7 protein-coding genes are annotated in these 15,165 nt (G+C 63.5%); 1 reads left to right on the forward strand and 6 read right to left on the reverse strand.

Annotation, left to right across the window (positions count from 1 at the left end; all coding sequences use genetic code 11):
• Positions 1–502: 502 nt before the first annotated feature.
• Entirely contained in the window at positions 503–2,710 is a 2,208-nt protein-coding gene (locus TMO_RS06605) for a TonB-dependent receptor (protein ID WP_014744830.1), read from the forward strand.
• Between the two features lie 83 nt (positions 2,711–2,793).
• Here the strand turns inward: TMO_RS06605 and TMO_RS32550 are convergent, their stop codons facing one another.
• From TMO_RS32550 to TMO_RS06635, 6 genes are all read right to left on the reverse strand, one after another.
• Positions 2,794–4,368 (reverse strand): calcium-binding protein, encoded by a 1,575-nt coding sequence (locus TMO_RS32550; protein ID WP_014744831.1) that lies wholly within the window; start codon positions 4,366–4,368, stop codon positions 2,794–2,796.
• Positions 4,369–4,545: 177 nt separating this feature from the next.
• Positions 4,546–8,130 carry a calcium-binding protein gene (locus TMO_RS06615; protein ID WP_014744832.1) on the reverse strand — a complete coding sequence of 1,195 codons (3,585 nt, stop codon included), beginning with the start codon at positions 8,128–8,130 and terminating at the stop codon, positions 4,546–4,548.
• A gap of 376 nt (positions 8,131–8,506) precedes the next feature.
• Complete coding sequence (locus tag TMO_RS06620) at positions 8,507–9,892, reverse strand: calcium-binding protein (protein WP_014744833.1); 1,386 nt, start codon at positions 9,890–9,892, stop codon at positions 8,507–8,509.
• Between the two features lie 290 nt (positions 9,893–10,182).
• Positions 10,183–13,119: a calcium-binding protein gene (locus tag TMO_RS32760; RefSeq protein WP_014744834.1), complete on the reverse strand. Its 2,937-nt coding sequence runs from the start codon at positions 13,117–13,119 to the stop codon at positions 10,183–10,185.
• 230 nt (positions 13,120–13,349) lie between these two features.
• On the reverse strand, positions 13,350–14,225 hold the full coding sequence (locus TMO_RS06630; RefSeq protein ID WP_014744835.1) for a carbohydrate ABC transporter permease: 876 nt from the start codon (positions 14,223–14,225) through the stop codon (positions 13,350–13,352).
• Positions 14,222–15,100, reverse strand: coding sequence for a carbohydrate ABC transporter permease (locus tag TMO_RS06635; protein WP_014744836.1), 879 nt, complete (start codon positions 15,098–15,100; stop codon positions 14,222–14,224). Before TMO_RS06635 ends, TMO_RS06630 begins: the two co-directional genes overlap by 4 nt.
• Positions 15,101–15,165 lie beyond the last annotated feature (65 nt).

The raw sequence follows: 15,165 nt of genomic DNA on the forward strand, positions 1-15,165 counted from the left end.
ATCAGCGTGGGGCAAGACCCTGTTGCCCACCCCCTGACGAACCTCTACCCGGCTGCTGCTGATTCTGGTCCCGGCACGGCCCCTGGCGGCAATCCTGCTCCTGGCGGGGGGCCTCACCGGGGCCGCCGCGATCGTGATGATGCGGCGCGCAGGCAGCGAGGCCGAGCAGCGCCAGCATCAGCAAAGCCAGTGCCATGATGGGCAGGGCGGGAAGAGTGATGCGTGCAATCCTGGTCATGGCCTGTCATCGGCTGTCGTTGAAGAGGATTATAAAGTATCCGTAGTGACTGCAGTAGATGAAGTTAAGTATCTGTAAATCAAAGATGGGCTGCGTGGTGCGGGGCGGGCGGCAGCCCTGCCGCTCCGGCGCCGCCATCCTGCCAGCGGCGGCGGAACAGAGCAGGCCGCGGGGAGATGGGATAGATGGGGCTTGCATTCAGGGGCGCGCCTTCGTAGAAAAAGATATGTTATAACATTCTTAAGAACGTCAAACGGGGTTGTCATGATCGAAACCGCGCGCCGGACGGTGCTGCTCTGCACCACCGCCCTGGGATCGCTCTTCGGTGCGGTCGCCGCGGCCGGGGCCGAAGAGGCCACGGTTCTGCCGAACCTGGTGGTGGGGGCGGCCAGCCCGATTTCCCGCGAGGGCACGCCCGATGACGGCCTGCCGGGGCTGTCGCCGGTGACCACCGGCGGCTTCATCGCCACCACCATCGTCGATCGCGACCAGCTGGACCTGTCCCGCGGCCAGACGCTGGGCGATGTGCTGGACGGCGAGCCGGGCCTCACCTCCAGCAGCTTCGCCCCCGGTGCCAGCCGGCCGGTGATCCGCGGCCTGGACAACGAGCGGGTACGGATCCAGGAGAACGGCATCGGCGCCCATGACGTCTCGGCGCTGGGTGAAGACCACGGCGTGCCGATCGATCCGATGTCGGCCGAGCGGGTGGAGGTGATCCGCGGGCCCGGCACGCTGCGTTGGGGATCGACGGCGATCGGCGGCGTGGTCGATGTGTCGAACGACCGCATCCCGGTCGACATCGCCCCCGGCATCACGCGCGGCCGCGTTCAGGCCGGCGCCGGATCGATCGGCGGCGGGGTCGATGGCGGGGCGTCGGTGACGACCCGCAGCGGATCGGTGGCGCTGCATGCCGATGCCTTCGCGCGTAAATCCAACGATTACGACACCCCCGACGGCGCCCAGCCCAATAGCGGGGTGGAAGCCGACGGCCAGTCGATCGGGGCCACGGTGTTCTTCGACCAGGGCCATATCGGCACCTCGCTGACCCGCTATGGCAGCGTCTACGAGATCCCGGGCGGCGAAGAGGCCGAGCTGCAAACCCGGATCGACATGGAGCAGATCAAGTGGCGGGCGCTGGGTGAATACCGGCCGGACAGTGGTTTCCTGAAGGCCGTGCGCGGCCAGATCGGCCTGTCGCGCTATGACCATGACGAGATCGCCCTGCCGCATGAGCACGAGCATGGCGACGACCATGATCACGATCACGACCATGACCACGATCATGACGATGACCATGATCATGATCATGACGAGGCCGAAGGGCTGGGCGTCCATGGCAGCTATGCCAGCCGCGAGCAGGAAGCCCGGATCGAAGCCGAGCATGTGCAGATCGATACCGGCCTCGGCGCCTTGAACGGTGCCTTCGGCCTGCAGCTCAACCACCAGAAGCTCTCCACCACCGGCGAGGCGGAGGAACTGCTGCTGCCGGCCGAGACCACGGCGGTGGCGGGCTTCGTGTTCGAAGAATTGCAGCTGGGCGGCGGGCTCAGGCTTCAGGCCGCCGGCCGTCTGGAACAGGTGCGGGTCAAGGGGACCGGCGCCGATTTCCCGGCCGATCTGCTGCCCGGCGCCGATGATCCGGCCTTGCGCGACCACAATCTCGACTTCCTGGCCGGCAGCGCCAGCCTGGGCGCGCTGCAGGAGCTGGGCGGCGGCATCGTCGCGCGGGCGACCGCGCAGTATGTGGAACGGGCGCCAACCGCGACCGAACTGTTCTCCAAGGGCTCGCACCACGCCTCGGGCACTTTCGAGATCGGCGATCCGAACCTCGACAAGGAACGCGCGACCACCTTCGAGATCGGCATCGGCCGGGCCACCGGCGGCCTCCGCTTCGATGCCTCGGCCTTCTACACCCGCTTCGACGGCTTCATCTACAAGCGTCTGACGGGGGTGACCTGCGACGAGGATTTCGCCTCCTGCGGCGGCACGGATGGCGAGTTCGATCAGGTGGCCTATGACCAGCGCGACGCCGTATTCTATGGCGCCGAGCTGAAGGGCCAGCTGGATGTGGCACCGCTGGCCGGCGGCATGCTGGGCCTGGACGGTCGCTTCGACAGTGTGCGTGCCGAGTTCAGCGGTGGTGAGAACGTGCCGCGCCTGCCGCCCGAGCGGCTGGGTGCCGGCATCTGGTGGGCGGATGACGCCTGGTGGGCGCGGGTGGGCGTGCTGCACGCCTTCGACCAGACCCGCACCGGGCTCAACGAGACCGAAACCGACGGCTATGACCTTGTCGATGCCGAGATCACCTGGACCACCGCCTTCACCAGCGGTGGCGTACCGACCTTCGTCACCTTCGGCGTGAAGGGCACCAATCTGCTGGACGAGGACATCCGCAACGCGGTGTCGTTCAAGAAGGACGAGGTCCTGGCGCCGGGCCGTGCGGTGCGGGCCTTTGCGACGTTGCGCTTCTGAACCCGGCTCGACGTCGGAGACGAAAAGACAACGGCGGCGGAGGGTGACCTCCGCCGCCGTTGTCTTGTGAGGCTGTCTGGTGGTCAGAGCAGGAAGGCCGCCGCGGTCAGATCGGTGACATCGGCGTCGATATCGATGACCAGATCGCTGTTCGCATCGCCATCCAGATCGACGGCGATGATCGAGACGCCGCTGCCCAGCCCCACGACCCGCATCTCACCCGCCGTATGGGTGAAGACCCCCGTGCCGAGAAAAGTGAGTGGCTGATGCCCGGCCGTACCGGCGTCGGCATCGATCGCCGACATGTCGATGAGATCGCCGTCGCTGCGGCTGAAATCGGAGATCCGGTCCCGGGTGCCGCCAGCGGTGCCGCTGTCGGAGATGAAGCCGTAGACGAAGTGGTCGGCACCGGCGCCTCCGGTCATCGTGTCGGCACCGGCGCCGCCGCGCAGGACGTCATTGCCGTCACCGCCGATCAGAACGTCATCGCCATTGCTGCCGCTCAGGGTTGCGCCATCATGGCCGGCGATCAGCACGTCGTTGAAACGGGAGCCGATGACGGCCTCGATCGAGATCAGCTGATCCCCATCGCTGTCGTTGCCGGCAGCAAGGTTTACGGTCATGCCGGCAGAGGCACTCAGATAGATCACCGTGTCGAAGCCGTCGCCGCCATCCAGCACATCGGCCCCGCCGAGGCCGGCCAGAAGATCGTCGCCGGCGCCGCCTGAGAGGTGATTGGCGGTGTCGTCACCGGTCAACTGATCATCGGCCCAGCCGCCGATCAGATTCTCGATCGAGATGAAGCTGTCGCCATCCGAACTGGTGCCGGTCGACAGGCTGGCGCTGACCGGACTCAGACGATAGGCGAAGCTGACATAGTCGTTGCCGCCTCCGCCATCGATCAGATCGGCACCTGCGCCACCATCCAGCACATTGCTGCCGGCATCGCCGATCAGATGATCGTCGCCCGCGCCGCCGGTGGCGGCTTCGATCGAGATCAGGGTGTCGCCGTCGCTGGTGGTGCCGAGGCCGAGATCGACCGTGACGGCAGTGGTGTGGCTGGCGAAGCTGACCGTGTCATAGCCGGCGCCGCCATCGACGAGGTCGGCGCCGGCACCGCCGTCCAGGATGTTGCCACCGGCATTACCGATCAGGTGATCATCGCCGCTGCCGCCGATCAGGCCTTCGATTCCGGTAAACTGGTCGCCATCGGAAGCAGTGCCGGCGACCAGATCGACCGTGATGCCGGTGGTGTTCCCGGCATAGCTGGCGATGTCGTATCCTGCGCCGCCGTCGATGAGATCGGCACCGGCGCCGCCGGTGATCAGGTCATCACCGCCATTGCCGCGAATGTCGTCGGCACCATCGCCGCCATCGATCCGGTCATTCCCGTCCCCGGCGATGATCAGGTCGGCGCCGGACCCGCCATCGAAGATGTCGCTGCCGCCGATGCCGTAAAGGGTGTCGTCACCGGCCCCGCCGTCAAAGCGGTCATTGCCGGTGCCGCCGGTGATGATGTCGTTGCCGTCCCCGCCATAGAAGGTATCACTGCCACCGCCGCCGGTGATGACGTCGTCGCCCTCCAGCCCGCGATAGACGTCGTTGCCGGGGGAGCCGCCGAGCATATCGTCGCCGGGCGTGCCGATGATGTCGGTCAAGATCATTCTCCCGTCATGGATGAACCGGTCTGGAGCTGTCCGGTGAAAGATTACCTATCGCAATACCATTGCGCGATCAATATGTTGAAGAATTGCTGTTTTAGATTCATGCGTTGAAACGCAGAAGGCGGCGGATGCCAAGGGGCACCGCCGCCTTCTTTCGTGGAGGGATCAGGGTCAGAGCAGGAAGGCGTCTGCGGTGAAATCGGCCACGGGGAGGGCAACTTCGATGATGGCATTGCTGCTGCCATCACCGTCGCTGTCGATGGTGATGGCGGTATAGCCGGGGTTGGAGGATGCGGTGATGCGCATCTCGCCGGCAGTCCCGCTATAGGCGCCGGTGCCGATAAAGGTCAGACCTTCGCGCGCGGTGGTCGAGGGATCGATGTCGAGGGTTGAGAAATCGATCCGGTCGCTTGCGGCGATATCGAGATCCATGATCCGGTCGCGGGATGCGAGGCCAGTGTCGCTGTCGGAGATGGACTGAAACACGAAGCGATCGGCACCATCGCCGCCGGTCATGATGTCGCGGCCGTTACCGCCGATCAGGACGTCATCGCCCTCACCGCCCAGTAGGGTGTCATTGCCGGAACGACCCTCGAGCAGATTGTCCCCAGCATTGCCGATGATCGTATCGTTGCCGCTGCCTCCGATGACCCCTTCAATGGAGATCAGCGTGTCATTGCCGCTGCTGGTACCCTGCGCGAGATCGAAGGTTGCGTTGGTCGTGGCGATGTTCCAGTCGCCGATGTCATAGCCGTCCCCACCATCCATGATGTCGGCACCACCACCGCCGGACAGCACGTCATCGCCGGCGCTGCCGCGAAGCGTGTCGTTGCCATCGCCTGCCTCGAACTTATTGTTGCCAGCATTGCCGATCAGCGTGTCATTGCCGCTGCCGCTGCGAACGCCTTCGATTGAGGTCAAGCTGTCATTGTCCGGATTTTCGCCCGTGGTAAGGTTGACGGTAATATCTACTCCCCGATCAGAATAGTCGACCAGATCCAGGCCGTTGCCGCCATTAAGCCAGTCGGTGCCCAGACTGCCCTGCAGCAGGTCATCACCGGCACCGCCCGTCAGACGATCTGCGTTGTCGCCGCCGATCAGCAAGTCATTGTGGTCGCTGCCGACGAGGGTCTCGATGCTGATCAGTACGTCGCCGACCGCTTCGTCGTCGGGACTTGTGCCGATACCGCCATGGACCAGACTGACGACGACAGCAGCGGTCGCATAAGCGTAGCTTGCGGTGTCTATTCCTTCACCACCGTCCAGCCGGTCGGCACCGAGACCGCCGATGAGGGTATCCTGGCTATCACCTCCGAGCAGGATGTCATCGCCACCCCGGCCCATCAGGGTGTCCATTTCCTGACCGCCATCAAGGATGTTGGCCTGATCATCGCCATAGATGCGGTCATAGGATTTGCCGCCGATGACCTTCTCGATGCCCGAGTATGTGTCATCTTTCGCATCACCGGCACCACGACCTTGAAGGAGATCGACAGAGATAAAAACGGTAGAGCTGCTGTAATCCGCCGTATCTATACCCTCGCCACCATTCATTACATCAGCGCCAGCGTTGCCGATAAGAATATCGTCGCCGTTTCCGCCATTCAGAATGTCATCACCAGCGCCACCGATGACACGGTCATTGCCATCTTCTCCATTGAGGACATCATCGCCTGCCGCGCCGCCCAGGGTGTCATCGCCGGCGCCGCCTGACACTGTGTCGTCGCCGGACTGTCCATCCAGCAGATTGTCTCCGCTATTGCCGATGATGGTGTCCTTGCCGCTGCCCCCGATGACGCCTTCAATGGAGATCAGCGTGTCATTGCCGCTGCTGGTGCCATTTGCGAGATCAATGGTTGCATTGGTGGTGGCGACGCTCCAGTCGCCGATGTCATAGCCGTCGCCGCCATCCATGAGGTCGGCGCCGCCACCGCCTGCCAGTACGTCATCGCCCGCGCCGCCGGTCAGGCTGTCGGCCCCGTCACCGCTTTCCAGCCGGTTGTCCCCGTCATCGCCGATGAGCGTGTCGTTACCAGAGCCGGTGCGAACCCCTTCGATCGAGATGAAGGTATCGTTGTCCGGATTGACGCCAGTGGCGAGGTTCACTGTCACAGGCCCGTAGCGATCGAGGTAATCGGCCAGATCGACGCCATCGCCGCCTTCAAGTACGTCCACGCCGAAGCCGCCCCGCAGCAGGTCATCACCGGCGCCGCCGGTGAGCCGGTTTCCGGCGCTGTCGCCGATCAGCAGGTCGTCATAGGCGCTGCCCAAAAGATCCTCAATGCCGATCAGAACGTCGCCGACAGCCTCGTTATCGGGGGCGGCGCCGACTCCTCCGGTGGCCAGGCTGACCATGACACCTGCGGTCGCATTGGAGTAGCTCGCAACGTCGGTTCCTGCGCCGCCTTCGAGCCGGTCCGCTCCGAGGCCCCCCACAAGCAGGTCGTCGCCATCACCTCCAGCCAGGTGGTCGTCGCCCGCACGGCCCTCGAGTTGGTTGTGACCGGCAGATCCGGTCAGGTGATCGTCGCCCTCGCCACCGATGGCCCCCTCAATCGAGGTAAAATGATCGTCTTCACCCTGGCCCGATGCGAGGTCGACGACCACGGGGGATGTGCTGTCTTCATAGCTGGCGATGTCGAAGCCGTCTCCGCCGCGAAGGTCGTCGCTCCCTGCGTTACCGAGAAGGATGTCGTCGCCATCGCCGCCGTCGAGCACGTCGTCGCCGTCGCCGCCCAACAGACGATTCGCGCCATCGTCGCCGCTGAGCAGGTCATCGCTGCTGCCGCCGATAATGCCTTCGATGGAGCTGTACGTGTCGCCATCGGGATTCGTGCCATTGCCAAGATGGATGGTGATGCTTGTGGTTCGTTCGGCATAGCTCGCAAGATCGAACCCGCTGCCACCTGCAAGTGTGTCGGCACCATTGCCACCAAGCAGAATGTCGTCGCCGTCCTGACCCATCAGTTGGTCGTCGCCGTCGCGACCCTCGATGACCTCGCTGGTGGTGCTCCCGCGGATGATGTCGTTTTGGTTTGTGGCGATGATGTGCTCGAACCCGCTGGCACGAAAGGTTCCGCGCGCATAAGCGGAACTTGTCCCGAGGGTCAGGTTGACGCCCGAGGTCATGCCGGTGAGGTTGAGGGCGTCGTAGCCGATATCGCCTCTCACATCCATAGAGGCGTTGATCTTCGTCGCCTGGCTGATATGGATGGTATCGTCTCCCGAACTTCCGACCAGGTAGGCGTCGTCTGTCTCTCCGTAGATGATGTCATTACCCAAATCATCCCAGATGAAGTCCGAGCCGGCGCCGCCATATACGATGTCGTCACCGTCGGCGCCGTAGAGACTATCATTCCCCGCGCCACCGTAGAGGATATCATTGCCCCCGAGACCCGTGAGTATGTCATTGCCGTCGCCCCCCTCGAAGATCTGGTTTGAGGCATCACCATACAGGCGATCGGCGAATGCTGTCCCGACAATGCGCTCGATGCTTATGAGTTGATCCAGAATGGACTCGAGTCCCTCTACGTCATAGTAATTCTGGTCAGATCGATAATAAATGCCGCTGCTATAATCAGAGTAGTCGGCTGTATCGAAGCCGTCACCACCATTCAGGACGTCGTTGCCGGTCCCGCCGATCAGAACATCGTCGCCGGCGCTGCCCGAGAGCGCGTCGTTGCCGGCCAGACCATCGATGATGTCGTCGTCATCAGTGCCGACGAGGATGTCCGCAGTCTCCGTTCCGGTGATCATGTGTATCTCTCCATCTATCGTTCAGGGCAGGCGGGCAGCGGGCGCGAGGGGAACAGCACCGCTGCAAGCCGCGGATGTCGCAGTCATGTGCTCGTACAGAAGTATGCGCGCCTGCAGGTTACATGATGAAGCGTTTTTGATATGTGAGTTCATGTTCAGTCAACCATATGAAATGCGCTGCTTTTAGAAAAATGCATTGTCTATCAATATTTTACTGAAATGTCGGTGGGATCACTATGATGTGGTTAATGATCTACTAAGAACTTCATGCGTCGCGATGCGACGTCAGCTATGCCTCCCTGGGTATGATATTCTCCCATATGGGAGAATGTGGAATGCCACCTGCAGATCATGCCGCATGGAGGTGTCCGCCGACTCAGAGCAGGAAGGCGTCTGCGGTGAAATCGGCCAGGGGCAGGGCGACTTCGATGATGACGTCGCTGATGCGGTCACCGTCGCCGTCGATGGTAATGGCGGTATAGCCGGGGTTGGAGGATGCGGTGATGCGCATCTCGCCGGCAGTCCCGCTATAGGCGCCGGTGCCGATAAAGGTCAGACCTTCGCGCGCGGTGGTCGAGGGATCGATGTCGAGGGTTGAAAAATCGATCCGGTCGCCTGCGGCGATGTCGAGACCCATGATCCGGTCGCGGGATGCGAGGGCAGTGCCGCTGTCGGAGAGAGATTGAAACACGAAGCGATCGGCACCATCGCCGCCGGTCATGATGTCGCGGCCGTTACCGCCGATCAGGACGTCATCGCCCTCACCGCCCAGCAGGGTGTCATTGCCGGAACGACCCTCGAGCAGATTGTCCCCAGCATTGCCGATGATCGTATCGTTGCCGCTGCCTCCGATGACCCCTTCAATGGAGATCAGCGTGTCATTGCCGCTGCTGGTACCCTGTGCGAGATCGAAGGTTGCGTTGGTCGTGGCGATGCTCCAGTCGCCGATGTCATAGCCGTCCCCACCATCCATGATGTCGGCACCACCACCGCCAGACAGCACGTCATCGCCAGCGCCACCGCGGAGCAGGTCGTCGCCGTCGCCGCCCAAGAGCGTGTTGACGCCGTCATCGCCGCCCAGCACGTCGTCATACGCGGAGCCTTCCAGGTTCTCGATACCGACCAGCACATCGCCTTCGGCATCGCCCCCCGCACCGATGACGGCATCGGCGACGGTGACCGTCGCGCCGCCGGCAAAGCCGGCCCAGCTGCCCTCGATCGTCTGGCGGTTGGCCAGATCGACCGTCACCCCCGCTGCCGAGCCGGCGTAAGAGGCCGTGTCGGCATCCTCGGCAGGGTCGTAGAGATCGGTGGTGTCGGCGGGCAGGGTCAGTTCGCCGCCGGCGATGAGATCCGCACCGGCGCCGCCGGTGAGGGTATCGTTGCCCAGGCCGCCTTCAAGGAAATCTGCACCCGCGCAGGCATCGATGATGTCGTCGCCTTCGCCGCCGAGGATGCTGTCGTCACCCTGGTCGCCGTAGACGGTGTCGTTGCCGTCACCGGCCTCGATTATGTCGGCGCCGTCGCCGCCATGGATCATGTCCTGGCCGGCGCCTCCTTCGATCTCGTCGTCCCCGCCGTCGCCGCAAATCGTATCGTCTCCGGCTTCCCCGAGGAGGCGATCATCGCCTGCACCACCATCGATGATGTCGTTACCCGCGCGGCCCCTGAGCGTGTCGTCGCCACCCAGGCCCAGAAGGGTGTCGTCGCCGGACGTGCCGTTGATGATGTTGTTCGCATCGGTACCGGTGTAGGTCGCCATGCCGCGGTTCCCTCGCCTGCGGGTCACATGATGCGGGCATGTTGATGCGTGTCTGAATGGTCAGTCAACTACAAGGAAATCAGACAATTTTACGTTAATATCAATGGTGTTAAAAATGCGCTGACAGATCAAACAGGTGACCATGTCATGGTTAACGAGGTTTTAATAAACTTTTTGCGTGGGATGGGAGGCGGCAGCTCGCACGCCCGGTTCTGATGGTGCGCAGACAGGAAGACGGCCCGCGGCTGATGACAACCGCGGGCCGCCGGGTCTGCGCTGCCTGCCGGACGTCAGAGCAGGAAGGCGTCGGCCGAGAAGTCCGCCACGGGCAGGGCGACCTCGAAGAGGAAGTTGCTCGTCCCATCACCGTCGGTGTCAATGCCGACGCTGGTATAGCCGGCATTGACGGAGGCCGCGATCCGCACCTCGCCGGCCGTGCCGGTATAGGCACCGCTGCCGATATAGGTCATGGTCTCGTGTGCGCTGGTCGAGGGATCGATATCGAAGGTCGAGAGGTCGATCCGGTCGCCGGCGGCGATGTCGAGATCCATGATCCGGTCACGCGAACTGGTGCCGGCGCTGCTGTCGCTGAGTGACTGGAACACGAACCGGTCGGCGCCGTCGCCGCCGGTCATGATGTCACGGCCGGTATTGCCGATCAGGACATCATCGCCGTCGCCGCCCGACAGCGTGTCATTGCCCGAATGACCATCGATCCAATTGTTGCCTGCATCGCCGGTGATGGTGTCGCCGGCGGTGCCACCGATGACGCCTTCGATCGAGATCAGCGTGTCGCCATGGGTGTTGTCGCCGGTCGAAAGATCGATGGTCTGGCCGGTCCACTGGTTCAGATAGCTGGCGATGTCGAAGCCGTCGCCGCCATCCATGACATCGATACCGTTGCCGCCGCGCAGCAGATCGTCGCCTGTACCGCCGATCAGTGTGTCATCACCATTGCCACCGGCGAGAACATCATTGCCTGCTCCGCCGTTGAGTGTATTGGCGAATTCGCCGCCACTCAAGGTGTCGTTGCCGCTGCCACCAATCAGGTTCTCAATCGAGATCAGCGTGTCTCCATCCGAGTTGACGCCATCGATATCGATGGTGAGATCGGTGGTGAATACCTCATAGCTGACGGTATCACTACCATAGTGGCCATCGATGACGTTGGCGCCGACGGCACTGATGATCAGGTCTCCCGACTGACCACCAATGACGTTTTCAATGTCGATCAGCTGATCGCCTTCACTGCTTGTGCCCGCCACCAGATCGATCGTCCGTCCGACGACCTGTTCGACATAGCTCGCGGTATCGATGCCGGCCCCGCCTTCCAGACGATCGGCGCCGCTGCCGCCGCGCAGCAGATCGTCGCCATTGCCGCCGATGAGAACGTCGTCGCCATTGCCGCCGGCCAGACGATCATTGCCGTCACCACCCGAGAAGATATTGTCGAGGCTGGTACCGTTGAGTACATCATCGCCGCTGCCACCGATCAAACCTTCGATCGACGAAAAGCGGTCTTCATTGCCCTCCGCGGTGCCGAGATTGACCGTGATCCCGGTGGTACGATCCTCGTAGCTCGCATAGTCGAAGCCGTCACCGCCAAAGAGGGCATCTTCACCCAGACCACCGATCAGGATGTCGTCGCCGCTGCTGCCGCTCAGGCGATTTTCGCCGGCATCGCCGATGATGGTGTCGTTGAAGGTGGTGCCGGTGACGTTTTCGATGGAGGTGAGGGTGTCCTGGTCCGAGGTAGTGCCGCTGGCGAGGTCGATGGTCATGCCGGCAGTGGCATCTGTTGCCACGAAGGTATCGATGCCGTCGCCGCCGTCAATCTGATCGATGCCGGCGCCACCATAGATGATGTCGTCGCCAAGCCCACCGTCGATCGCATCGTCACCGGCGTAACCGAGAAGCGTGTTCGCGCCGTCGTTGCCCGTGATCACGTCGTCGAACTGGCTGCCGTAGAGGTTTTCGATGCCGGTATAGATGTCGCCGTTCGCCTCACCGGCCGTGCCCGTGCCCGTGGCAAGATTAGCCGTCACGCCACTTGCAGCCTCCAGATAGGCGACCCCGTCCGTGCCCTCATTGCCGATGAGCGTGTCGCTGCCGGCTGAACTGATGAGGATGTCGTTGCCGCGGCCACCATCGATCCTGGCGCTGGCGATCGAGAAGATGACGTCGTTGTGGTCGCTGCCGAGGACGGCTTCGACATTCTGGAGCTGATCGATGGGCGTGCCGGTCGTGAAGCCCAGATAATTTCCCTCGCCGGCGTTCCCGTTGGCGAGATCGATACGCATACCGGTACCGGCACCGGCATAGCTCACGGTGTCGAAGCCATCCCCGCCGTCAATGGTGTCGGCGCCGTCGCCACCGTCCAGGGTGTCATCGCCCAGACCACCGAGGAGGGTATCGTCACCCCCGCCACCCTGGAGGATGTTGGCGCCGGCATCGCCGGTCAGCATGTCATCGCCCCAGCCGCCGATCAGGTTCTCGATCGAGGTGAAGCCGTCGCCATCGGTATTGGCGCCGGTCGCGAGATTGGCAGTGACCGAGGTGAGGCGATAGGCATAGCTGACATAGTCGTTGCCGTCGCCGCCGTCGAGGGTGTCGGCGCCCAGGCCACCATCCAGGACATTGTTCCAGATATCGCCGGTGAGGCTGTCATCGGCCTCACCGCCGGTCGCCGCTTCGATCGAGGTCAGCGTGTCACCGTCGCTGGTCGTGCCGGTGGCGAGGTTGACGGTGACCGAGGTTGTCCGCCCGGCGAAGGTGAGGGTGTCGAAGCCGAGGCCACCATCGATCGCATCCGCACCCAATCCGCCATCGATGATGTTGGCGCCGTCATCACCGGTGATGGTGTCGTTGCCGCTGCCGCCGATGGCACCTTCGACATTGGTGAACTGGTCGCCGTCGGAGGCCGTGCCGGCGGCGAGGTCGATGGTCAGGCCGGTCGTATAATCGGCATAGCTGACCCGGTCGTAGCCGGTGCCGCCGTCGATCACATCGGCACCGGCGCCGCCCATGAGGAGGTCGTCGCCATCGCCACCATCGAGGATGTCGGTGCCGCTGCCGGCGGTAATCGTGTCATTGCCGGCGCCGCCGTCGAAGGTGTCGTTGCCGCCACCGCCGGTGATCACGTCTTCACCCTCAAGGCCGTAGAAGGTTTCGTTCGCGGTGGTACCGGTCAGCGTGTCATTGCCTGCCGTGCCGATGATATCGGTCAAGGTCGATCTCCCCATCCCATCTCCGAAGCACGGCGCCAGGGCCCGGCGGCCGTCCTTCCCGTGCGGTCAATGGGCAGATCTTGGTATGCGATCGAGGCGTTGGTCAATCATGCGATGATCAAGATCGGATGACGCTATCGTATGTAATGGAATTCTGACGTGAAATCAGCCGGCTGCGATTTTTATCGTAAAGACGTGATGAATGCCGGGCGCCCGTTTACCTCATCTCGTCACTTGATCCCCGCCCGCATGAACGACTGCACGAAAGCCCGCTGAAAGATCAGGAAGGCGATCAGCAGAGGGGCGGCCGACAGCAGGGTGGCGGCGGTGATGATCGACCAGTCGATGCCCTGGTCGGTGGAGGCGAAGACGGCGAGCCCCACGGTCAGCGGCCGGGTTTCGACCGAACGCGCCACGACCAGCGGCCAGAGGAAATTGTTCCAGTGGTGGCTGATCGAAACCAGGCCATAGGCGACATAGACCGGCTTTGCCAGCGGGATATAGACCCTGCGGAGCAGGCCGGCGAGGCTGCAGCCCTCAAGCCGCGCGGCGTCGTCCAGCTCTTTCGGGATGGTCATGAAGGTCTGGCGGAGCAGGAAGATGCCGAAGGCCGAGGCGACATAGGGAATGGCGATGCCGGTGATGGTGTCGACCAGGACCAGCTTTTCGAGCGTGGCGTAGTTCTGCACGATCAGCACGTCGGGCATGATCGTCAGCTGAACCAGCACGCCCAGGAACAGCAGGTTGCGGCCCGGGAACTGCAGCCGCGCGAAGGCGAAGGCAGCAAGGGTGCCGATCACCAGCTGGCCGGCCAGCGTGCCGGTGACCAGCATCATGGTGTTCAGCATGTAGCGCGGGAAGGGCGCCGCCTCCCAGGCTGCACGGAAATTGTCGAGGGTGAGCGGCGCCGTCAGGTCGAAGCGGGTGGCATAGGCGCCGGGATGGAAGGCGGTCCAGACCGCATAGAGCAGGGGCGCCGCCCAGATGAAGGCGAGCAGCCAGGCGCCCAGATCGACCAGCCGGGGAAGGCGGGCGACCAGCCGGGGCAGGCGGTGACGCAGCCCGGTCGGACCGGCGGGCGAGAGCGGGGGCGTAATCACGGTCATCGATAATGCACCTTCCGGTCGAGCAGCACGAACTGGCCGATCCCCACCAGCGCCAGGATGATCAGCAGCACCACCGAGATTGCCGCCGCATAGCCCGTGTCCCAGAAGCGGAAGCCGGTTTCATAGACATAGAGCAGCAGCAGCATGGTGGCGTTGTCGGGGCCGCCGCGGGTCATGATCATCACATGGTCGACCATGCGGCAGGCATTGATGATGGCGTTGACCAGCACGAACAGCGTGGTGGGCGCGACCAGCGGCCAGATCACCCGCCGGAACCGCGACCAGGGACCGGCGCCTTCCAGCGTCGCCGCCTCGATCAGCTGGGGCGGGATCTGGGTGAGGGCAGCCAGGTAGAAGATCATGAAGAAGCCGGCCTCCTTCCAGATCGCGACCACGATCACGGCGCCGAGCGCCGTTTCCTGCTGGCCGAGCCAGTTGGTGGCGCCGAAACCGAACAGTCCGGTCAACTGATCGAGCAGACCGTAGGAGGGGGTGTAGAAGAACAGCCAGATATTCGCGACCGCGATCATCGGCAGCACGGTGGGGGTGAAGAAGGCGAGCCGGGCGAGGCCGCGACCGCGGATCTTCGACGACACCAGCATCGCCATGCCGAGCGAAATCAGGATGGTGGCGGGCACGGTGCAGAGGGCGAAGATCAGATTGTTCCAGAGCGCCTTGAGAAAGGCCGGATCGTCGAGCAGCCAGAGATAATGGTCGAGGCCGATGAATTTCGACGGCCGCGCCCCCTTGGCCGTGGAATAGAGCGCCGTGACGAAGGTCTGCACCGCCGGCACATGGGTGAATGCGGCGAGCAGCACGACCGCCGGCAGCAACATCAGGCTGGCGGGCAGAAGATGGGTGCGGCGGAAGGTCATCGGCGGCGATCCGGTGGTGGTCGAAAGACGGAGCCGGCCCGCCCCCTGCGCGCAGGCAGGGGCCG

Source organism: Tistrella mobilis KA081020-065, assembly GCF_000264455.2.
Classification (GTDB): domain Bacteria; phylum Pseudomonadota; class Alphaproteobacteria; order Tistrellales; family Tistrellaceae; genus Tistrella; species Tistrella mobilis.